Below are 21,858 nucleotides of genomic sequence, written 5' to 3' on the forward strand. Positions count from 1 at the left end.
GGACTGTCCTGTCAGGGCTCGATGATCGCTTTCAGCGTCTGCGTGGTGTTGATCTGCGCTTCGAAAGCCTCGGAGGCCTCCGCCAGCTTGTACCGGTGGGTGATCAGCGGCTTGCGGTCGACCCTGCCCTCGGCAATCAGATTCATCGCCTGTTCCATGGTCTCCTGGCTGTAGCCCAGGGTACCGGTAACCGACAGGTTCTTGGACACGATCTGATTGAAGTCGACTTCGGGCTTCTCCTCGTACAGCGCCACCCCGACCAGGCGACCGGTCCCGGGTCTCAGCACTTCCAGACACTGATTGAGGGGGCCGGCCAGACCGGACGCCTCGATCGCGACATCGATATGACCCGTGGTGCCGGTGCCGTAAAGCACGAATTCTTCGCCGGTGAGCGCTTTCAGGTTGCCGACCAGGTCTTCGTCGCGCACGTTTATGGTGCGCTCGGCGCCAAACTCCCGCGCCATCTCGAGACGCTTGTCCGCCACATCCGACACGATGACTTCGCAGTCAGGATAGAGGGCCTTGATCACCTGCACGCAGCCCAGGCCGATCATCCCGGCGCCGGTGATCAACACCCGTTCCCCGCCCTTGAGGCCCGCACGCTGCACCGCCACCAGCGAGACCGTCAGCGGCTCCACCGTCGCGGCTTCCTCGAAGGACACATTCTCGGGCAACTTGATGATCAGCGGCTTGTCGCCGATCAGCGGCGGCACGTTGCAGTACTCGGCATAGGCACCGATGGCGATACCCGTGACCCGGTCGCCCGGATGCAGGTCCTCGATACCGGCTTCGCAGCCGATCTCGACCACTTCTCCGGCAAATTCGTGCCCGAACAGCAGCCCCTGTTCCTGGGGCAGACACATTTCCTTGAACATGCCGAGCTTGTAGGTATGCAGATCGGTTCCGCAGACACCGACACTGCTGACGCGTACCAGCACGCTGTTGTCATCCGCCCCCGGGCGCGGAATATCGATGACCCGGAGGTCCCGATTACCGTGCAGGACGGCCGCCTTCATGGTTTCCATGGAATTGCCCTCTTTTGTTATTGTGGCCGGCGCTAAGCGCCGGCGAACCTGGCTTGCATTATTCGAAGGCCAGACCGACACCGCCGCGCGGCTTGAAGTAACGGGGCTTGCCCAGTCCCTGACGTTCGGCAGCGGCAATCACCATCTGCTCGATCCAGGTCGCGTCCATGATGTTCACGTAGTTGCCGTCGGCGTCGAAGTTGACGTTGGCGCCCTCGACGACCATGAAGCCTTCGGTGCCACCGTACTCCTCAGGCGCATGGAAGGTATGAATCGAGCCGCCCGGCTCATACAGGTAACTGCCAGCGGTCTGGGGCTGATCGGGATACTCGACGTAGTGCCAGCGTCCCCCGGTGGTAAAAAAGTGCACCGAGCCGGTGTGGTAGTGCTTCGGCAGCGTCAGGCCTGCGCTGAACTTGGCGTAAAGCACCCAGACGCCGCGTTCGCCGTCCAGATACAGCGGATAGACATCGACGCCGGGCAGTGCATCCTTGATCAGGGTTTCCTCGTTGATGTTAAGCGTCAGCAGGCTGCCCTGGTGATTGATGATTTCCGGTAGTGCCATGGTATTGACCTCGCTCTGATATCGGCGTCACTGCTGTCTTCACGTACGCCGAATGGATTGTTTTTATTCATTGCAGCAGGTCGGCAGACCTGAGCGCGAAGTTCAATTTACGCTTCAGCCCCGCACAAAACTTGATTTTTAACGAAGCAAAATTGACTATTTGTAAGCCCCACCTTTGAGCGAATAACAGAGACATGCTGACGCAGAGACAAAATGTACAGAGTTCGCAGTGGCGGGATCGCCGGATTTGTTGAGCTGGTCAGGCAACTCGGCGCCAATCCGTTCGAGCTCATCGAACAGGCAGGCCTCGGGCACGCCCAACTCAGAAATCCCGATACCTATATCCCCTACCCGAGACTTGCGGAACTGCTTGAGCTGGCCGCCCATCGCTGCCAGTCGCCTCTGTTCGGGCTGCTGCTGGCGGAACGGCAAGCCTCGGACGTGCTCGGCGAACTCATGACCGCGGTGGCCGGTTCGGGGAGTGTCGGCGAAGCGATTGCCACGGCGGCGAAGTACCTCTACCTGCATGCATCCGATGTCCTCCTCGAGCAGGAAGTCAGAAGCGACGAGGTTCGCCTCGGGATCAGGTTCGGATTCAGCGGTCATCTGGGCACGGACCAGCTGACGCTGCTCAGCGCCGGACACCTGGCCACATTCATCGCCGACCTGCTACGGGAGGACCGTTTCGGCCTGACGCTGCACTTCAGGCAAGCGCCGCCGCCGCCATTGCAGACTGAGCAGCGGACAAGATTCCGACGCCTGAAGTTCAGTCAGGAATTCGACGGTATTACGCTCAGAAAGCAGCAGCTCGATTTTCCAATCGTCCGGGACGAAGCCTTGCTGAGAAAGCATTTCCAGCAGTACCTGCACCAGTTGCAGAGCCGCTACCCCGACAGCCTCGAAGACCAGATCAGGGAAGTCATCCGTCAACTGTTGCCGACCGGCGAATGCAGGATCGAACAGGTGGCCGCAACGCTGGATCTCCACACCCGAACCCTGCAGTCCAGGCTGCGCGAACGTGGCAGCAGCTACCGGGAGATCCTCAAGGGCACCCGCCTGGAACTGGCCCTGCACCACCTGAGTCGGGGTCCGGTCAGCATTACCGACCTGGCGCTGCGCCTTGGCTACGCGGATGTGGCGATATTCAGCCGCCACTTCAAAGGCTGGACCGGAGTATCGCCCCGGGAGTGGCGCAAAATGCACAAGGACAGTTCAGGTTTGTGACGCGATACGACCGACCATTCGACAGGGTGCGTGCAGCCGGCAGAAAAGCGGTTCATCGCGCTTAAGCGGGAAGGTATCAATTGCAGGATGGGTGGAGCCGCCGCCCGCACTTACTTGCCACTTGGCAGGAAGCTGCGGGCGGCGTAACCCATCACAGTTCCCGCTGATTTCCCGCTAATCTGCGAAGAACCGGAAAAGACAGCAGGCGGGACTACAGCGGAATCGTCAGGTTCAGCAGCAGAGCGTCGCCCTCGAGACGGTTTTTGGCATCGAACTCGTGAAAATAGCGCGCCTCCAGGTTGATCGGACGCCCGCCGACGGGCCCCGCCCAGGCGACAGCCGGGCCAAAGCCGCTGACCTCGCCCTCGAAATCGCCCAGCACCGCGGCGCCGCCCTTATCTGCGCTGATCTGGTCGTAATGGTAGCCCTGCAACCCCAACGTCCAGCCCGATGCGAAGGATCTGGCAGCGGCAAGCTCGATATGGAACTCGTCACCCGACTCGTAGTTGGTATCTTCGTTCTCGCCGTTGAAAGTAATGCCCATGGCGATATCCGCCTGCCAGCCGGAAGCCTGATCGAGCCAGGTCAGCGCACCGGTCACATCGGTCGCCCAGCGGTTGAAAGACACATTGGTCGGGCGCCCTTTTTCATAGTCGCCGACCGGAAGATTGACCAGCAGATTGAGCGAGCCGAACCAGGGACCGGCCCCCCAGCCGAGCCCGGTACCGACTACCGGATCGCCAAACAGAAAGTCGTCTTCGCTGCGGGAGCCGGAGATGGTCGCGCCACCCGGCGTTCTCAGCGTGGCGCCGATATCCAGGTCCTTGTAGCCATATACCAGCGTGCCGCTGAAATAGGCTCTGCCGCCAAGGATCGGCGCCATTTCCGGCACGGCGAGAAAACTGGTCAGACCGACATAGGCATCGGCATCGAGCCCGACGTCGACTCCGCCGGAGCGGGGGATTCCTGCATCCGCCGAGCCGGAATAGACGTACAGGCTCTGCTGGAAATAGTTGCCCGGTGGCGGCACCACACCACCTGCGGTGGTGCGCGAGCCGAGAATATACATGCCGGTTGCCCCCTCAACGGCCAGCGCCGGCGGAGCAGCCACCAGCGCCCCCAGCGCACCAAGTCCCAGCGGCAATACAGTCGTCGCAAAACGATTTAGCATGCGAATCACTCCCATCCCGAAGCACCAAGAGCCGGCCGTTCGGGCGCCAGCTCTGAGCGACTGAATTATGTAAACGAATCAACAAACTCCCTATACCGCATCGAGTATAGGAGCGGATATCGCTTTTCACCAAGACAGCACGGACAACAGCAATGGCAGCGTCCCGTGCGCGACACCCTGCTCCTGCGCCTCCATGCGCCCGCAGGATAAGTATCTCCCCATACAAAAAAACGGGCCCCTCCGATACATTCGGAGGAGCCCGTCCGGACCGGCTTCGCCGACGGTGCCCGAGCGATGGTTTCAGGCTCGGAGGCTGACCATCGCAGCCCGGAGCACGTCTGTTTCCAATCTGCCGTTCATGCCCCCAAGCTATCTGATGTCATTGGCGTAGCAACAGCGTTGATGCCAGCCGCCGGCTGGGATCAGTCAAGGATCGCACCTTCGCTGGCGGAACGGACATGCCGGCGATAGCGGTCCATGAAACCGAAACCCACGTCCTTCACAACGGGCTGCCAGTACTCTCTGCGTGCGGCGATTTCTTCGTCGGTCACATCGGCATGGATGCGGCCGTCGAGCATATCGATCTCTATCATGTCGCCATCTTCGATCAGCCCGATGAGGCCACCATCGGCAGCTTCGGGGCATACATGGCCGACACAGGGGCCACTGGTCGCGCCGGAAAAACGACCATCGGTAACCAGCGCCGTTTCTGCCAGTCCCGCCGACTTCAGCGCCAGAGTGAAGCCCAGCATTTCCGGCATGCCCGGGCCGCCCTTCGGGCCCTGATAACGCAGCACCACAATATCGCCGGCTTTTATCTTTCCTTGTTTCAAGCCGGCCAGCGCCTCGTCCTCCGAATCGAAACAGACCGCAGGCCCCTTGCACTGAAGCATGTTCTCTTTTACCCCAGCGCGCTTTACCACAGATCCATCCGCGGCAAGATTACCGCGCAACACCGCGATACCGCCGGTCGGTCGATGAGGATTGTCTCGTGCGGGAATGACTCTGGGATTGAGTACAGTGGCACCGTCGATAACGTCCTGCAGCGTCCTTCCGTCAACGGTTGGGGTCGATGTATCGATATCGTGCTGCATCACTTTCAGTACGGCCGGCATGCCACCCGCCATCCACAGGTCCTGTACCCCCCAGGGACCGTTGGGGCTGATAGCCAACAGGGTGGGCATCTCCTCGGTGGCACGCTCAAAGTGCTCCAGAGTCAGCCTGGCGCCGGCCGACGCGGCAATGGCCGGGAGGTGCAAAATGCCGTTGGTGGAGCCGCCGATCGCCATCAGCATCCTGGCAGCGTTCTCCAGGGATTGCTGAGTGAGGAACTGGCGTGCATTCAGCCCTTCATGAAACATTTGCACCACGCGCTGACCGGTGGCGCGTGCCGCTTTCAACTTGTCCGAGTGCCAGCCGGGGATGTTGCCACTGCCGGGCAGGCATATGCCCAGCACTTCGGCCAGACACTGAAATGTATTGGCGGTGCCCATAATTTCACAGGCCCCACAGGTACTGCAGTGCATGGTTTCATAGGTCGCCGCTGGATCGTCTTTATAGTCGAAGTGATCTATGGAAGATGTGAACGCTGGGGCGTTGCGTATATTCATCTGTCCGGTGCCGGCGGAAAGATAAATGCTCGGCAGATCCAGGCGCCCCATGGCCATCATCATCCCCGGGTTGATCTTGTCGCAACCGGCGATAAAGACCACCGCATCAAACGGCTGCGAACGCACGTGGGTCTCCACTATGTCGGCGATGAGATCGCGCTGCGCCAGCACATAGCGCATGCCGTCATGGGCCATGGCGATACCGTCGCAGGGCGCAGGCACGTTAAACTCCGCGTACTCCCCCCCCTCTGCCAGAATCCCCTCTTTTACCTTGCTGCCCAGCTTGTCCAGGTGGCTATGACCCGCCGTCATTTCGGTGAAAGAGTTGGCGATCGCAATCAACGGCTTTTTCTTTAACTCGTTGGTATCGTAGCCTGCCCCCTTCATCAGTCCGTTGCGAAACTGATTCATCAGGTTATTGGCGCTGGAATGAATAATATCGCTGTTCTTCTTGGACATAATGCAACCTTCTATTTTTAGTTACGAACGGACCGAGCCAGGGTATACCAGCGGTTATTCGAGGGACTGATAACAAGGTCATTGATACAGGCCCGAACCGGTAATTGAGCGATAAATGCGATGGTTTCACCCACATCCTGCGGCTGCAGGGCAATATCGAATGCGCCTTCTGCCGCAGCGCCCCCTGCCCTTTGTTTGGCGAACGGTGTTGCGACCTCTCCCGGGCTGATCGCTGTGGCCCGAATACCCTGATGGCCTTCTTCCATATTGAGGGTATCGGTCAGGGTGCGCAGCGCAGCTTTCGATGTGCTATAGGCGGCACCGGACAGATAAGTGTTATGAACGGCTGCCCAAGAGGCAATGTTGATGACCAGACCATCACCGTTTTCACGCATGGCCGGCAACACGGCGCTAGTGCAGTGATAGATACCATTGATGTTCACATTGATGACATGCTCAAAGTCTCCATCTTCCATGGTTTCCCAGTGGCGTGTGGGAATATTGGTCGCCGCGTTGTTAACAAGAATATCAACCTTGCCGTAACACTCGATTATGTTTCCAGCCGCCCGATAACATTGGTGCTTATCGGCGAGATCCATTAATTCGAAGCCGGCAGATCCTCCCGCAGCTCTGATGAGATCCACGGTTTGCTGCAGAGGCTCCTGGCGGCGGCCACTGACGATGACCGTGGCCCCGGCCTTGGCCAGCTCAATCGCGGTCGCTTGTCCGATGCCTGAACCACCACCGGTCACCCAGGCCACGCAGCCCTTGATACTTCTCATTCGGATACTCCTCACCCTTTTCCGGCCACCGGTCTGATTGTGCTATGTGATGGCGCCGGCCGGGGTGTTACTCTGGCAGCATTCCCACATGGATTTCGTAACAATTCTCACAATCAGACCCTGTTTCCGCGAAAGGAGACCGCAACCTCAGCGCCCGCCACCGAAACTCCAGGGTTGCGTAGCGTCTTCGTCTCTGGAAAATGCTGATTTATAAAGCGGTTACGAGCGTCCCCGAATATGAAAAAAATCCGCGCCTTGCACAGCTGGATAGAGCATCTCCCACCTGACATCCGTGAAGCGGTGCTAGCGCGCATGCGCAGGCGTCACTATTGTGACGGCGAAGCCGTGTACAGGCTGGGTGAAGAAGGCCACGAACTCTATATGGTGGAATCCGGAAAAGTACGCTCCAGCAACTACACGCTGAAGGGCAAGGAAATTCAATATACCGTCCTGCAGGCGGGGGACTGCTTTGGCGAATTGAGCCTGATAGATGGGCTTTGCCGCGTCCACAGTACCTATGCGCAAGGCCCCGCCGATCTCCTGGTTCTCCATAAACGTGATTTCGATGACCTTTACGCCAGGTATTCCGAAATACCCATACAGATCAACAAGCTGCTTTCCTGCCGCCTGCGGATTGCGCACACCTCTGTAGATGAAGCAACGGTTCTGTCGATGCAGGATCGTCTCGCGCGCCTTCTGGGGCGCCTGGGATACAGCGTCGGCGTAGAGGACAAGCATGGAGCCATCGTGCTCGAGGGCTTTACTCACGCACATCTTGCGCGAATGCTGGGATCGAACCGTGAGGGTATCAGTCGCGAGCTGAAGAAGCTGGAAGAAGCGGGACTGCTTCGGCGCAGTTACGGCAAGATCCTGATTCCCGATATCCGGTCACTGATAGGCAGTTGTGACGGCCTTGTCGGAGGAGAGCCAATAGTGCCCGACTATCATCATTAGGCTGCGAAGCATTGGCAATCAGCGCCAGACTAAAACGAAAAAACCCAGCGATTACGCTGGGTTTGGAAGACTCTGGCACTGATGACTACCCGTTATTTCGGGTTGTTACATCACTCCCACTCGATGGTCGCCGGCGGCTTGCTCGATACGTCGTAGGTGACGCGGGAGACCTGCGATATCTCGTTGATGATACGGCTGGATACGGTTTCCAGCAGCTCGTACGGCAGGTGCGCCCAGCGCGCGGTCATGAAGTCGATGGTTTCGACGGCACGCAGCGCGATGACGTACTCGTAGCGACGGCCGTCGCCGACGACACCCACGGATTTCACCGGCAGGAAGACCGCGAACGCCTGGCTGGTCTTGTGGTACCAGTCGAAGCGATGCAGCTCTTCGATGAAGATGGCGTCCGCTTCGCGCAGGATGTCGGCGTACTCCTTCTTCACCTCGCCGAGGATACGCACGCCCAGACCCGGACCCGGGAACGGGTGACGGTAGACCATGTCGTACGGCAGGCCCAGCTCCAGGCCGATCTTGCGCACTTCGTCCTTGAACAGCTCGCGCAGCGGCTCGACCAGCTCGAACTGCATGTCTTCCGGCAGACCACCGACGTTGTGGTGCGACTTGATCACGTGTGCCTTGCCGGTCTTGGCGGCGGCGGACTCGATCACGTCCGGGTAGATGGTACCCTGGGCGAGGAAGCGGACGTCCGTCATCTTCGCCGCCTCTTCGTCGAACACTTCGATGAAGGTGTTGCCGATCAGCTTGCGCTTCTGCTCCGGATCGTTGATGCCCTCGAGGCGACCGAGGAACTTGTCCTCGGCATCGGCGCGAATCACCCGCACGCCCATGTTCTTGGCGAACATGTCCATGACGTGATCGCCCTCGTCCTTGCGCAGCAGGCCGTTGTCGACGAAGACGCAGGTCAGCTGGTCGCCGATCGCCTGGTGCAGCAGTGCCGCCACGACCGAGGAATCGACACCGCCTGAGAGGCCCAGCAGCACTTTGCTGTCACCGACCTGCTGGCGCACCTTCTCGATCAGGTCGCTGATGATGTTGGCAGCCGTCCAGAGGCCGTCGGTACCGCTGATTTCCTTGACGAAGCGCTCGAGGATACGGCCGCCCTGCTTGGTGTGGGTCACCTCGGGGTGGAACTGCACCGCGTACAGCTTGCGCTTGGGGTCGCACATCGCCGCAACCGGCGCCGAGTCAGTCGAGGCAATGACCGAGAAGCCCTCCGGCATCACGGTGACCTTGTCGCCATGGCTCATCCAGACGTCCAGCAGCAGCGCGCCGTTGTTGGCCAGATGGTCCTCGATACCCTCCAGCAGACGGCTCGGGCTGTCCGCCAGGCGCACCTTGGCGTAACCGAACTCGCGCTTGTCGGAGCTCTCGACCTTGCCGCCGAGCTGCTCGGCCATGGTCTGCATGCCGTAGCAGATACCCAGCACAGGAATGCCCATCTCGAACACCGCCTTGGGCGCGCGCGGCGAGTCGAACTCGGTCACCGATTCCGGGCCGCCTGCGAGGATAATGCCCTTGGGGGCGAACTCGCGGATTGCCGCCTCGTCCATATCCCAGGGATGGATCTCGCTGTAGACGCCAAGCTCGCGAACGCGACGCGCAATAAGCTGCGTGTACTGTGAGCCGAAGTCCAGGATCAGGATCCGTTGTGCGTGAATATCTTGTGTCATTCGTCAGTGTCTCCACCGGATGCCGGCTGCTTCTGATTGCGACCAGCAAAAAAAAAACGGAGCGGTCAGCAACCACCCCATTTATCGGAGAATGTTCGGACTCAACCGATACGATAGTTCGGCGCTTCCTTGGTGATGCTCACATCATGCACGTGGCTTTCGCTCATGCCCGCGTTGGTGATGCGAACGAATTTCGGTTTGGTGCGCATGTCGTCGACGCTGGCGCTGCCGGTATAACCCATGGACGCCCTCAGACCGCCCATCAGCTGGTGCACGACACCGGCGACCGGGCCCTTGCAGGGGACGCGACCCTCGATACCTTCCGGCACCAGCTTCTCGACGCCCTTGGAGGCATCCTGGAAGTAGCGGTCGGAGGAGCCGGTGCTCTGCGCCATGGCACCGAGCGAGCCCATGCCACGGTAGGATTTGAATGCCCGGCCCTGGAACAGCTCGACCTCGCCCGGCGCCTCATCGGTACCGGCCAGCATAGAACCGACCATGATTGCCGACGCGCCTGCGGCCACGGCCTTGGCCACGTCGCCGGAGAAGCGGATGCCGCCGTCGGCGATAACCGGCACGCCACGCTCGTTCATCGCGGCCGCCACGTTGGCGACGGCACTGATCTGCGGTACACCGATACCGGCAACGATACGGGTGGTGCAGATGGAGCCCGGGCCGATGCCGACCTTGACGCCATCGGCGCCGGCGTCGGCCAGCGCGATCGCGGCCTCTGCGGTGGCGATGTTGCCGCCCACCACCTGGACCTGCGGGAAGTTCTGCTTGACCCAGGCAACGCGATCAATCACGCCCTTGGAGTGACCGTGCGCGGTATCGACGATAATGACATCGACCCCGGCCTCGACCAGCGCCTTGACCCGGTCGGGAGTGTCGGCACCGGTGCCGACGGCGGCGCCGACCACCAGACGACCGCGATTATCCTTGGCCGCATTCGGATAGGCCTTGGCCTTGAACATGTCCTTGACGGTCATCATCCCGGTCAGCTTGCCGTTGTCGTCGACCACCAGGATGCGCTCGATGCGGTGCTTGCGCAGCAGGTTGCGTACCTTCTCGGGATCCGCGCCTTCCTTGACGGTCACCAGACGCTCCTTCGGCGTCATAATGGTGGAGACCTTTTCGTCCAGGTACTGTTCGAAACGCACATCGCGGCTGGTGACGATACCGACCAGCTCACCATCGTCGACCACCGGAAAGCCGGAATAGGTCAGACGCTCGGACAGTTCGCGAAGCTCGCCAACGGTCATGTCGGAGGTGCAGGTCACAGGGTCGTTGACGATGCCTGCTTCGAATTTCTTGACCTTGCGTACTTCATCGGCCTGCTGCTCGATGGTCATGTTCTTGTGGATGATGCCGATGCCGCCTTCCTGCGCCATGGTGATCGCCAGGCGCGCTTCGGTAACGGTATCCATCGCCGCCGATACCAGCGGAATGTTCAGCTCCAGTCCCTTGGTGAGGCGGGTTTTCAGCGACACATCCTTGGGCAGCACGTCGGAGTAGCCCGGCACCAGCAGAACATCATCAAAAGTGAGCGCTTCTTCAACGATTCGTAGCATTTTAGTGGCAGCCCATAAGGTCGTGTGGGTGAAAAATTAAACGCGACATTATACAGAAGACTATTGTGGAAGTACAAAATACTTGTTACAGATCGGGGACTGTCGGGCCGGCTTTTCGACCCGCTTTTCGTAGGTTGGGTCTAGCGGCGCAGCCGCGTAACCCAACAAGGGGAGTTTCGGGGCGGCACAATGCCGACCGACGCCAATCGATCTGTAATACGATCGATATTGCGGGTTACGCTCTCTGCGCTGTTGTAGGTTGGGTGGAGTGCCGAAGGCCCGTAACCCAACAAGGGGAGCTTCGGGCGGCACAATGCCAACCGACGCCAATCGATCTGTACTGCGATCGATATGATGGGGCCGCGATGCCCGAACGACGCGGAGGCGATGCGTCTGTGCCGATGCATCGCTTGTCCCATCCTACCTGCGATCGATATTGCGGGTTACGCGATGCCCAACCTGTCGAAGTAATTTGTCAGCTAGTGCCATTGCATCGCTAGACCCACACTCCGGTCCGTGCCTCTTTCCTTTACGGCACGACCTCCTTACTATGCCGTCATGACCATTGCTGCCCAAGCCCACGCCTTTACCGTTTCCGAGCTGAACCGCCAGGTTAAATCGCTGCTCGAAAGCTCCTTCATGCTGATCCAGGTGCAGGGGGAGATCTCCAACTTCGTCCGCCCGAGCTCCGGGCACTGGTACTTCACGCTGAAGGACGAGCGCGCCCAGGTGCGCTGCGCCATGTTTCGCAATCGCAACCAGTTCCTGAAATACCGGCCCAAGGACGGCGACCAGGTGGTGCTGCGCGCGCGGGTCTCGCTTTACGAGGGGCGCGGCGAATTCCAGCTGATCGGCGAATTCATGGAAGAAAGCGGCACCGGCCGCCTGCAGCAGGCCTTCGAGGAGCTCAAGTTCCGGCTCCAGCGCGAAGGCCTGTTCGCACCGGAGCACAAGCAACCGCTGCCGGCGCATCCGCGCCACCTCGGCGTGGTCACCTCGCCCAGCGGCGCCGCCATACACGACATCCTCAGCGTGCTGCGACGTCGCTTCCCGGGGCTGCCGGTGACCCTCTACCCCACTGCGGTACAGGGTGACGAGGCGGCACCCGGCATCGTACGCGCCCTGCATCTGGCGCAGCGTCACGCCGAATGCGATGTGCTGATCGTCGGCCGCGGCGGTGGCTCGCTGGAGGACCTCTGGCCGTTCAACGACGAGCGCGTCGCCCGCGCTATCCATGCCAGCCGCATTCCGGTGGTCAGCGCCGTGGGGCACGAAACCGATGTTTCGATCGCCGATTTCGTCGCCGATGTCCGCGCCCCCACCCCTTCCGCGGCCGCCGAACTGCTGAGTCCCGATGTCCGGGCGCTGCAGCAGCGGCTCGACCAGGCCCGCCAGCGCCTGCAGGATCGCCTGAGACTGCAGATCGGCCAGGGCCGCGAGCGGGTGCTGGCATTGCAGAGCCGGCTGCGCCATCCGGGCGACCGGCTGCGCGAGCGCAGCCAGCGCCTCGACGAACTGGAGCTGCGTCTGCGCCAGGCCACGCTACGGCTGCTCAGGGAGCGGCGTGAGCGTCTCGCGCGCCAGCAGGCGCGGCTGCGGCAGATCCGGCCGGAGCGCCAGCTGCTGCGCCAGCGCCAGCAGCTCGACGGCCTGCGCCAGCAGCTCGAGCGTCAGATGCGCCATCTGCTGCACGACAAGCGCCTGCGCAGCGCGGCGCTGGCCGGCCAGCTCAACGCCGTCAGTCCCCTCGCCACCCTGGAACGGGGCTACGCCATCGTGCAGGATACGCAGGGCCGCGTGATCGAGGACGCAAGCCAGGTCGCCGCCGGCGATATCATCGAGACCCGCCTGGCACGCGGCAGTTTGCGCAGCCAGGTCACCGAAACCCAGGCCCACGACGAGCAATGACCGGGCCCCTGTGATAGCCTGCGCTTTTTCCATTCACCCAAGCCAACACAGAGCAAACGATGTCTGAACCGAAACTCGACACTCTCGAACAACACGCCAGCTACGGCATCGGCCGTCAGATGGGCGACCAGCTCGCCCAGGGCGGCTTCGACGGCCTCGACCTCGACGCGGTCGCGGCCGGCATCAAGGATGCCTACAACAACCTGGCACTGCGCGTGCAGGTAGAAGACATCCAGACCGCCTTTACTGAAATCAACCGCCGCATCCGCGAGCAGAAGGAAGTCGAGGCCAAGGAAATGTCCGCCGCCGGCACCGCCTTTCTGGAAGAGAACGCCAAACGCGACGGCGTCGTGGTGCTGGAATCCGGCCTGCAGTACGAAGTGATCCAGGACGGCGACGGCGGCGACCGCCCGGGCCGCGACTCCAAGGTCCGGACCCACTACCACGGCACTTTCATCGACGGCAAGGTATTCGACAGCTCCTACGACCGCGGCCAGCCGGCTGAATTCCCGGTCGGCGGCGTCATCGCCGGCTGGACCGAAGCCCTGCAGCTGATGAGCAAGGGCGCCAAGTGGCGTCTGTACGTGCCGTACAACCTGGCCTACGGCGCCCAGGGATCGCCGGGCGGCATCCCGCCCTACTCGACCCTCGTCTTCGACGTCGAGCTGCTCGAAATCCTGTAACGCCGTTGTTGGGTTACGCTGCGCTCCACCCAACCTACCCACGTAGGTTGGGTGGAGGCCCGAAGGGCCGCAACCCAACACAAGGTTAATCGACCCAGATTGCGGAACTGACATGAAACTGCACCACCAGATCCAGGGTCAGGGCCGGCCGCTGCTGATCCTGCACGGCCTGTTCGGCAACCTCGACAACTGGGCCAGCCAGGCCAAGGCGCTGGCCGACGAGTACCGCGTCATCAGCGTCGACCTGCGCAATCATGGCCGCTCGCCCCACAACGACGAGATGAGCTATCCGGCAATGGCCGCAGACCTGGTCGAGCTGCTGGACGACCTGGGACTGGACCAGGTGCTGGTGCTGGGCCACTCGATGGGCGGCAAGGCGGCAATGCAGCTGGCGCTGCAGCATCCGGAGCGGGTCGAACGCCTGATCGTGGTGGATATCGCACCGGTGCAGTACCCGCACCACCACGATGATGTCTTCGCAGGACTCTTCTCCGTCGACCTCGACAGCCTTAAATCACGCAGCGACGCCGACAGGCAGCTCGCCCCGCGGGTTACGGACCCGATGGTGCGCGCCTTCCTGCTGCGCAACCTCTATCGCAACGACGCCGGCCGCTTCGCCTGGCGCATCAATCTGCAGGGTCTGCACGACGGCTACGCCGGCATCAGCGCCGCACCGCAAGGCAAGCCATTCACAGGCCCCACCCTGTTTATCAAGGGCGGCACCTCGGACTACATGCGCGCCGAGCACCGCGACGCCCTGCTCGCCCTCTTCCCGAATGCCGGCTACAAGGTCATCGACGGCGCCGGTCACTGGCCGCACGCTGAGAAGCCTGCCTTGATGACCCGCTTGATACGGAGTTTTCTGCAGGCATCGTAATAAACGGCACCTTTCGCTACCGCTCAAGGTGCCCTACGACGTCCGACGCCCTGTAGGGTGCCGGTGAGCGAAGCGAACCTCTCCGTCGTTCGCTCGCAGAGCGAGCTCCTACAGCCGCTACCGTCAATTCAGCAACGGTCTCAAGTCCAGGTAATCCGCCGCTACCGCGGCCGTGGGCTCGGCCAGGTGCGGAATCTCGCCCAGCAGCGGAGCGCGGAAGAAGCCTTCGAGGGTGGCGAGGTTCTCGGCATAGCAGCTCATGTCCGGATCGATCCGGTTGGCCACCCAGCCGGCAACCCTGAGACCGTCGCGGGCGATGGCCTCGGCTGTCAGCAGTGCGTGGTTGAGGCAGCCAAGCTTCATGCCCACCACCAGGATCACCGGAAGGTTCAGCAGCCGCGGCACGCCCGAAAGCATCTCGCGCTCGTTCAGCGGCACCCGCCAGCCGCCGGCGCCTTCCACCAGCAGCAGGTCCGCCGGTTTCATCATGCTACCGCGACAGAGTGCCGCCAGCCGGTCCGCAGACAGGCTGCGGCCGGCCTGAGCCGCGGCGATATGCGGTGCGATCGGCGGTAACAGCGCCACGGGGTTGACCTGGTCGTAGCTCAGCTCGACCGATGCCGACGCCTGCAGCAGCAGCGCATCGGAGTTGCGCAAGCCCTCCGCGGTTTCGTCGCAGCCCGCCGCCACCGGCTTGAGGCCGATGGTACGCAGCCCCTGACGATTGCCCCACTCGAGGATGCCGGTGGACACCAGGGTCTTGCCGGCGTCGGTATCGGTGCCGGCGATAAAGAAGTTTTGCTTTGCCATGAGCTGTTCGATCGTCCGTTGTAGGTTGGGTGGAGGCCCGAAGGGGTGTAACCCAACACCATTAATTTCCGTGCCGCCTGCAATCAATCGATCCGCAATACGAGCGATATGATGGGTTCCCTTAAAACTGCTCCTGCGTTTTAAGGATTTCCGCCGTCCATGGCGGTTACGCGATGCCCGTGATATCGGCAAACCGTCGAGACCGGTGCCGATGCATCGCTCCACCCATCCTACGTTTTTTCAATATCCAGGTAATACACTTCGTAGGTCGCCGGCAGCAGGCCGTCGGCAGTGCGCTGCGCCTCGTAGGCCTCGCGGAAGGCCTGTATCCGCGCCCGGCCCGTGAGACCGGTCGGCTGACCCTGGTTCATGTTGTGAGCGCCGATACCCTTGAGACTCTGGGTCAACTGGCGCAGCTCGGGGTACAGCAGCACCTGACGCTCGATATCGAAGGCGCGAACACCCAGTGCCCGGGGTATCGCACGCTCGAGGGCGGTGCGCGGCAGGAACCGGTTGACGTGGGTATGACCGTCAACCTGCGCCCAGGCATCGCGCAGCTCATGCAGAGTGTCCGGCCCCAGGGTGGCCGCCAGGAAGCGACCGCCCGGCTTGAGCACCCGGGCGATTTCGTCGAACAGCCGGTGGGGCTGCTCGCACCACTGAATCGCCAGACTCGAAAACACCAGATCCAGCGAGCCGTCCGCCAGCGGCAGCTGCTCGGCGTCGCCGCACACCCAGGCGCCGCGCGCATCCGGACGGTTGCGGCGAGCATAGTCGAGCATGCCATGCGCCAGGTCCAGGCTGACCAGGGTGCTGTCGCGATAGCGCGAGCGCAGCAGCGGCGTGAAATAGCCGGTGCCGGATCCCAGATCCAGCAATCTGCGGGGTTCGCTTCCGGGCATGCGCGCCAGCAGCCGGTGACCGACCTCGCGCTGCAACTCGGCGGCATCGTCGTAGCTCAGCGCAGCCCGGGAAAAGGAATCGGCAATACGGTGCTTGTCGAGCAGCGCGGCATTCATCGAAGGCCTCCGGCAAACTGGCGCAGATCCTCGCAAAAGCGATCCGCATGGGAATGAAACGGCAGATGTCCGGCGCCCTCGTAACAGCGCAGGCTTGCGTGCGGCAGCTGCGCGCCCAGCCGCTCGACAATCGCAGCGGGCACCAGCCGGTCTTCGGCACCGAAAACGTGCAGCATCGGCAGCTCGAGTTGCGCCAGCGTCTCCCGGCGGTCCTCGGCCAGCAGCTGCAGCGCCGGTGCCAGCGCGCTCGGTTCGAGCGATGCGATCAGCGTTTTCAGCAGGCGCAACGACGCGCGGGCGCCCAGGGCGCCCTGGGTCTGCAGCATTGCAAAACTGCCGAGGGTACGCGCGGGGTCTGCATCGAGCCGCGCAACGAAATCGTCGAAGACCTCCGGGGCCATGGCGCAGGGCCAGTCGGCACGGGCGACGAAGCAGGGATTCGAGGCCACCGTCACCAGCCCCCGCACCCGGTGCGGCGCCTGGCGGGCGGCTTCAGCCGCGACCAGTCCGCCGAGCGACCAGCCCAGCCAGATCGCCGACTCGGGCACCTGCTCCAGCACCGCAGCGGCAACGCTTTCGAGCCGGTAGGGCGTCGGAAATTCAGCCGAGCGGCCAAGGCCCGGCAGGTCGAAGCGCAGGATCTCGAAATGCGGTTGCAGCGGCTCCAGCAAAGGCGCCCAGACATCGCTGCCAAGACCCCAGCCGTGCAGCAGCACCAGTGTCGGGCCGCCGCACTCGCCGCTGCAGGCGCTGCGTTCGCTATGCAGTCTCATGCCGCAGCTCCCCGCGCACCGTCGAGTGCATCCAGCAGCCGATCGACCTGTTCTTCATTATGTTCTGCGCTCAGGGTCACGCGCAGCCGGGCGCCGCCGGCTGGGACCGTCGGCGGCCGAATCGCGGTGACGAAGATGCCCTGCTCCTCCAGCGCGGCGCTGATCGCCAGTGCCCGGTCGCTCTCGCCCACCAGTACCGGCTGGATCGGGGTCGGCGAGTCCATCAGCTCGAGCCCCAACCCGGAGCAGCCGTCGCGAAAGCGCCGGATCAGAGAAGCGAGCCGGTCGCGGCGCCAGTCCTCCCGCTCCAGCAGACGCAGGCTTGCAAGCGTCGCCCAGGCGACCGCCGGCGGCATGCTGGTGGTGTAGATGTAGGTGCGGGCGAACTGGATCAGGGTCTCGATCAGGTCGTCGGAGCCGGCGACGAAGGCGCCTGCGGTGCCGAACGCCTTGCCGAGAGTTCCGACCAGTACCGGCACCTCGTCCTGACCGAGGCCGAAATGGTCGACGATGCCGCGCCCGCCCCGGCCCAGGCAACCGAAGCCGTGAGCGTCGTCGACCATCAGCCAGCCACCGCGCTCGCGGGTGACGCTACTCAGAGCAGGCAGGTCGGCGAGGTCGCCGTCCATGCTGAAGACCCCGTCCGTGACCACCAGGCGGCGGCGGGCGGAGGTCCGTTCGAGCTTCTGCGCCAGACTGTCGGCGTCATTGTGCAGGTAACGCTGAAAACGGGCACCGCTGAGCAGGCCGGCGTCCAGCAGTGAAGCGTGATTGAGGCGGTCCTGGTAGACCGCGTCCCGCTTGTCCAGCAACGCATTGATGGCGCCGAGATTGGCCATATAACCGGTGGAGAACAGCAGCACGCGCTCGCGGCCGGTAAACTCGGCCAGCGCCTCTTCCAGCGCATGGTGCGCAGCGCTGTGGCCGTTGACCAGGTGCGAGGCGCCGCCGCCAACCCCGAAACGTTCCGCGCCCTCGTGCATGGCGCGGATCACCTCCGGGTGATTGGCAAGCCCCAGATAATCGTTGGAGCAGAACGCCAGATAACGCCGTCCGTCGACCTGCACCTCCGTCCCCTGGGCGCTTTCGAGCACCCGGCGGCGGCGATACAGGGAGGCCGACTGACGCTGTTCGAGTTCGGCCCTGAGCTCGTCGAATGACATGGATCAGGCTTCGTAGAAGCGGGCGCTGTCCTGCTCGGCCTGCAGGTCGCGCATGATCGCCTGCTCCTGGGTATCGTCGGCATCCGAGATGCGCTGCTCCGGATTGATACCCAGACGCCTGAACAGCTGCAGGTCCCGGTGGGTTTCCGGGTTCGGCGTTGTCAGCAGGCACTCGCCGTAAAAGATGGAGTTGGCGCCGGCGAAGAAGGTCATCGCCTGCATCTCGTCGCTCATCTGCTCGCGGCCGGCGGACAGGCGCACGTGGGACGCCGGCATCATGATGCGGGCGACGGCGATGGTGCGGATGAAATCGAACCTGTCGAGGTCCTCGGCATTCTCCAGCGGCGTGCCCTTGACCTTGACCAGCATGTTGATCGGCACCGACTCCGGATGCTGCGGCAGATTCGCCAGCTGGCGCAGCAGACCGATGCGGTCGGTGGCGGTTTCGCCCATGCCGAGGATACCGCCGCTGCAGATCTTCATGCCCGATTCGCGCACGTGGTGCAGGGTATCGAGACGGTCCTGGTAGCTGCGGGTGGTGATGATCTTGTCGTAGAACTCGGGCGAGGTATCGAGGTTGTGGTTGTAGTAGTCGAGACCGGCTTCGGCCAGACGTCCGGCCTTGTCCTGGTCGAGCATCCCCAGGGTCATGCAGGTCTCGAGTCCCAGCGCCTTGACGCCCTTCACCATCTCGATGACGTAGGGCATGTCCTTCTCGGCCGGGTGTTTCCAGGCGGCGCCCATGCAGAAGCGGGTGGAGCCCGACGCCTTGGCGGCGCGCGCTTTTTCCAGCACCTTCTCGACCTGCATCAGACGTTCTTTCTCGAGGCCGGTGTTGTAGTGACCGCTCTGCGGGCAGTACTTGCAGTCTTCGGGGCAGGCGCCGGTCTTGATCGACAGCAGCGTGCTGACCTGTACCTCGTTGGGGTCGAAGTGCTGGCGGTGAACCGTCTGAGCACGGAACAGCAGATCGTTGAAGGGCAGCTCGAACAGTGCCCGCACCTCATCTTCGGTCCAGTCGTGGCGAATCGCAGCCGTATCTTGCATCTTCCCGGGTTCCCGTCAAAAATTTATCGGGCGCCGCCTGACAACCGACGGATGCGGTGAACGCTGCGGCGCGCTGGTCAAAAGCCCATCATACGGTGACGGATGGAACTGTCAACTAAGGTTTTCTCACGAGAGAACTGCAGCATATTTTTTAACCAACACTGTTTTCTCTGCCGCCTGCAGTCAGCGCAGCGGGCCGGACTCTGCTCCGGCTGTCTGCGGGACCTGCCGCGGATCGCTCCGGCATGCCGACGCTGCGCGCTGCCGCTGACAGGCGTCGAATCGCTGGTGTGCGGGCGCTGCCTGAAGAAACCGCCGCCGTTCGAACGCTGCATAACGGCCTTTGCCTACGCTTTCCCGATCAACCAGTTGCTGCCGCGCATCAAGTACGACAGCCGCCCAGAGAACCTTGGCTGGCTGGCGGATGCCATGGCGCTGGAGCTTGGCGAGGCGCCGCGCCCCGAGATTCTGGTGCCGGTGCCGCTGGCGCCGGCGCGATTGCGACGGCGCGGCTACAACCAGGCCGAGCTGCTGGCACGCCGGCTCGGACGTCGTCTGGACATCGCGGTGGACCGGCAGAGCCTCGGCAAACCCCGGGACACGCCCCACCAGATGACGCTTGCCGGCGCCGAGCGGCGGCGCAACCTGAAAGGCGCCTTTTGCTGGAACGGCCCGGCGTACCGACACCTGGCTCTGGTCGACGACGTCATGACCACTGGCACCACCGTCAGCGAAATTGCCAACCTGCTGCTGCGCCAGGGCGTTGCCCGAATCGACGTCTGGGTACTGGCCCGCACTCCGGCCCCGGGCGACTGAGCGGCGGCGCCTTCGCAGCGGGGATCCTGCTAATCTTACGAAGTGTCAGTGGTCGGGAGCAGTACATGGAGTTCACCCTTTTCGGCGACCTGGTCGGGGGAATCGGTCTTTTTCTTCTCGGCATGCACCTGATGACCCAGGGCCTGCGCAAGGCCGCGGGCCCCGCCCTGAAGCAGATCCTGCGCTCGGCGACACGGTCGCACTGGCGCGGACTGGCCTCCGGCACGCTGATCACCGCTCTGGTGCAGTCCTCCTCGGCGGTCACGGTAGCGACCATTGGCTTCGTCAACGCAGGCCTTCTGAGCCTGTCCCAGTCCGTTGCCGTGATCTACGGATGCAATATCGGCACCACCATGACCGGCTGGCTGATCGCGCTTATAGGCTTTCGCGTTCAGATCAGTGCTTTTGCACTGCCGCTGATCGGACTGGGCATGCTGCTGCAACTGGTCGGCGACCGGCGCCGCCTCGGTCACCTGGGCTTCGCCCTGACCGGCTTCGGCGTCTTCTTTATCGGCCTTGGCATTCTCAAGGATGCCTTCGCTGGTCTCGAGCAGCACATAGACCTCAGCGGCTTCGATTACGAAGGTATCGGGCTGCTGCTGTTTCTGCTGGCGGGCTTCGCGCTGACCACCCTGATGCAGGCCTCGGCCGCCGCCATGGCCGTGACTCTGTCGCTGACCGCTTCCGGGGTCATCCCGCTGGCCCCGGCCGCCGCCATGATCATCGGCGCCAACGTCGGCACCACCTCGACCGCGATGATCGCGGTGATCGGCGCCACGGCCAACGCCAAGCGTATCGCCGGCGCCCATGTGCTGTTCAACCTGCTTACCGGCGCGGTCGGCGTGTTACTGCTGATGCTGCTGTCGTCCTGGCTCAACCGTATCGACGCCACCCGCTTCGACCTGGTGATACTGCTGGCCGTGTTCCACTCGACCTTCAACCTGATGGGGGTGGCGCTGCTCTGGCCGCTGACCGACCGCCTGGTCGCCTTCCTCAAGCAACGTTTCCGCACCCAGGAGGAGGACGAGGGGCGCGCACGCTTTCTCGACGACACCCTGCTGCAGACGCCGACCCTCGCGGTGGAGGCGGTGGCACGGGAGATTCAACGCCTGGATACCATCTGCAGCCGCATGGCGCGGGAAGCCGTCGGCCCCGGCGGCAACACCGAGCGCCTCCAGGCCGAGCAGCTGAGCGTCGACAGACTGGTCGGTAAGATCGGCGGATACTGCCAGAAGATCGCCGAAAACGACCTCAGCAGCGAAGTCAGCATCATCCTGCCCACCTCGCTGCGCATCGCCCGCTACCTCAATGAGGTCAGTCGACTGGCGTGCCGGTTGCCGGAGTATTGGGACGCGCTGACCGACATCGCCGACCCGACGGTACGACAGCAGGTTCTGGAGTATCGCCAGGCCAGCGTATCGCTGATCGATGCCTGCGAAATCAGCGCAGCCGCCGATACCGATGCCAGCGATGCCCACCGGCAGCTGAACGAAATCGAGGAACAGTATCAAAGTCTCAAGGGGACGATTCTGCAAGCCACCACCGCTCGGCGTCTGAAGCCAGACGACGCGGTGGCCCTGCTCGACGCCCTCAGTCATATCCACCGCCTCGACGAACAGGCCGGCAAGGTTTCGAGCTACTGGAGTGGCATGATTCCGCTGCAACGCCGCCAGCCGTCGGTAGCGGCCGGACATGCCTGATCGCGTCTGC

19 protein-coding genes are annotated in these 21,858 nt (G+C 62.7%); 7 read left to right on the top strand and 12 right to left on the bottom strand.

Annotation, left to right across the window (positions count from 1 at the left end; translation table 11 throughout):
• Positions 1–11: 11 nt before the first annotated feature.
• On the bottom strand, positions 12–1,025 hold the full coding sequence (locus IEX85_RS22700; protein ID WP_188862928.1) for a zinc-dependent alcohol dehydrogenase: 1,014 nt from the start codon (positions 1,023–1,025) through the stop codon (positions 12–14).
• Positions 1,026–1,083: 58 nt separating this feature from the next.
• Complete coding sequence (locus tag IEX85_RS22705; protein WP_188862929.1) at positions 1,084–1,590, bottom strand: 2,4'-dihydroxyacetophenone dioxygenase family protein; 507 nt, start codon at positions 1,588–1,590, stop codon at positions 1,084–1,086.
• Positions 1,591–1,803: 213 nt separating this feature from the next.
• On the opposite strand from IEX85_RS22705, the gene IEX85_RS22710 reads away from it, so the two are divergent.
• On the top strand, positions 1,804–2,814 hold the full coding sequence (locus tag IEX85_RS22710) for an AraC family transcriptional regulator (RefSeq protein WP_188862930.1): 1,011 nt from the start codon (positions 1,804–1,806) through the stop codon (positions 2,812–2,814).
• Between the two features lie 211 nt (positions 2,815–3,025).
• Here IEX85_RS22710 and IEX85_RS22715 read toward each other — a convergent pair whose 3' ends face one another.
• From IEX85_RS22715 to IEX85_RS22725, 3 genes are all read right to left on the bottom strand, one after another.
• A complete protein-coding gene (locus IEX85_RS22715; RefSeq protein WP_188862931.1) occupies positions 3,026–3,985 on the bottom strand; it encodes a SphA family protein in 960 nt (319 codons plus the stop codon).
• A 422-nt stretch (positions 3,986–4,407) separates the two neighbouring features.
• Positions 4,408–6,054: a dihydroxy-acid dehydratase gene (ilvD, locus tag IEX85_RS22720; RefSeq protein WP_229722075.1), complete on the bottom strand. Its 1,647-nt coding sequence runs from the start codon at positions 6,052–6,054 to the stop codon at positions 4,408–4,410.
• A gap of 17 nt (positions 6,055–6,071) precedes the next feature.
• Entirely contained in the window at positions 6,072–6,836 is a 765-nt protein-coding gene (locus tag IEX85_RS22725) for an SDR family oxidoreductase (RefSeq protein ID WP_188862932.1), read from the bottom strand.
• 237 nt (positions 6,837–7,073) lie between these two features.
• Here IEX85_RS22725 and IEX85_RS22730 point away from each other — a divergent pair, with 237 nt between their 5' ends.
• Positions 7,074–7,790 (top strand): Crp/Fnr family transcriptional regulator, encoded by a 717-nt coding sequence (locus IEX85_RS22730; RefSeq protein WP_188862933.1) that lies wholly within the window; start codon positions 7,074–7,076, stop codon positions 7,788–7,790.
• A gap of 110 nt (positions 7,791–7,900) precedes the next feature.
• Here the strand turns inward: IEX85_RS22730 and guaA are convergent, their stop codons facing one another.
• Both guaA and guaB read right to left on the bottom strand, forming a co-directional pair.
• On the bottom strand, positions 7,901–9,481 hold the full coding sequence (guaA, locus tag IEX85_RS22735; protein ID WP_188862934.1) for a glutamine-hydrolyzing GMP synthase: 1,581 nt from the start codon (positions 9,479–9,481) through the stop codon (positions 7,901–7,903).
• A 101-nt stretch (positions 9,482–9,582) separates the two neighbouring features.
• On the bottom strand, positions 9,583–11,052 hold the full coding sequence (guaB, locus tag IEX85_RS22740; RefSeq protein ID WP_188862935.1) for an IMP dehydrogenase: 1,470 nt from the start codon (positions 11,050–11,052) through the stop codon (positions 9,583–9,585).
• Between the two features lie 558 nt (positions 11,053–11,610).
• On the opposite strand from guaB, the gene xseA reads away from it, so the two are divergent.
• The 3 genes from xseA (at position 11,611) to IEX85_RS22755 (ending at position 14,520) form a co-directional block, all read left to right on the top strand.
• On the top strand, positions 11,611–12,960 hold the full coding sequence (gene xseA / locus IEX85_RS22745; RefSeq protein ID WP_188862936.1) for an exodeoxyribonuclease VII large subunit: 1,350 nt from the start codon (positions 11,611–11,613) through the stop codon (positions 12,958–12,960).
• A gap of 59 nt (positions 12,961–13,019) precedes the next feature.
• A complete protein-coding gene (gene bamJ, locus IEX85_RS22750; RefSeq protein WP_188862937.1) occupies positions 13,020–13,643 on the top strand; it encodes a BamJ family beta-barrel-assembly machinery protein in 624 nt (207 codons plus the stop codon).
• Between the two features lie 112 nt (positions 13,644–13,755).
• Entirely contained in the window at positions 13,756–14,520 is a 765-nt protein-coding gene (locus tag IEX85_RS22755; protein ID WP_188862938.1) for an alpha/beta fold hydrolase, read from the top strand.
• A 123-nt stretch (positions 14,521–14,643) separates the two neighbouring features.
• On the opposite strand, the gene bioD is transcribed toward IEX85_RS22755, so the two are convergent.
• The 5 genes from bioD to bioB all read right to left on the bottom strand — a co-directional run bounded on the left by bioD (position 14,644) and on the right by bioB (position 19,332).
• On the bottom strand, positions 14,644–15,330 hold the full coding sequence (gene bioD / locus IEX85_RS22760; protein ID WP_188862939.1) for a dethiobiotin synthase: 687 nt from the start codon (positions 15,328–15,330) through the stop codon (positions 14,644–14,646).
• A gap of 230 nt (positions 15,331–15,560) precedes the next feature.
• Positions 15,561–16,349 (bottom strand): malonyl-ACP O-methyltransferase BioC, encoded by a 789-nt coding sequence (bioC, locus tag IEX85_RS22765; protein ID WP_188862940.1) that lies wholly within the window; start codon positions 16,347–16,349, stop codon positions 15,561–15,563.
• Complete coding sequence (gene bioH, locus IEX85_RS22770; RefSeq protein WP_188862941.1) at positions 16,346–17,122, bottom strand: pimeloyl-ACP methyl ester esterase BioH; 777 nt, start codon at positions 17,120–17,122, stop codon at positions 16,346–16,348. The genes bioC and bioH overlap by 4 nt, the downstream gene beginning before the upstream one ends.
• The gene (gene bioF / locus IEX85_RS22775) at positions 17,119–18,285 is read right to left on the bottom strand and encodes an 8-amino-7-oxononanoate synthase (protein WP_188862942.1); all 1,167 of its coding nucleotides are present in this window, start codon (positions 18,283–18,285) and stop codon (positions 17,119–17,121) included. Before bioF ends, bioH begins: the two co-directional genes overlap by 4 nt.
• A gap of 3 nt (positions 18,286–18,288) precedes the next feature.
• Complete coding sequence (bioB, locus tag IEX85_RS22780) at positions 18,289–19,332, bottom strand: biotin synthase BioB (RefSeq protein ID WP_188862943.1); 1,044 nt, start codon at positions 19,330–19,332, stop codon at positions 18,289–18,291.
• A 102-nt stretch (positions 19,333–19,434) separates the two neighbouring features.
• Here bioB and IEX85_RS22785 point away from each other — a divergent pair, with 102 nt between their 5' ends.
• Positions 19,435–20,148: a ComF family protein gene (locus IEX85_RS22785; protein WP_268238110.1), complete on the top strand. Its 714-nt coding sequence runs from the start codon at positions 19,435–19,437 to the stop codon at positions 20,146–20,148.
• 65 nt (positions 20,149–20,213) lie between these two features.
• Positions 20,214–21,848, top strand: a complete 1,635-nt coding sequence (locus IEX85_RS22790; protein WP_188862945.1) for a Na/Pi cotransporter family protein — start codon at positions 20,214–20,216, stop codon at positions 21,846–21,848.
• The last annotated feature ends 10 nt before the right edge of the window (positions 21,849–21,858 follow it).

Source organism: Marinobacterium nitratireducens, from assembly GCF_014645375.1.
GTDB classification, from domain to species: domain Bacteria; phylum Pseudomonadota; class Gammaproteobacteria; order Pseudomonadales; family Balneatricaceae; genus Marinobacterium_A; species Marinobacterium_A nitratireducens.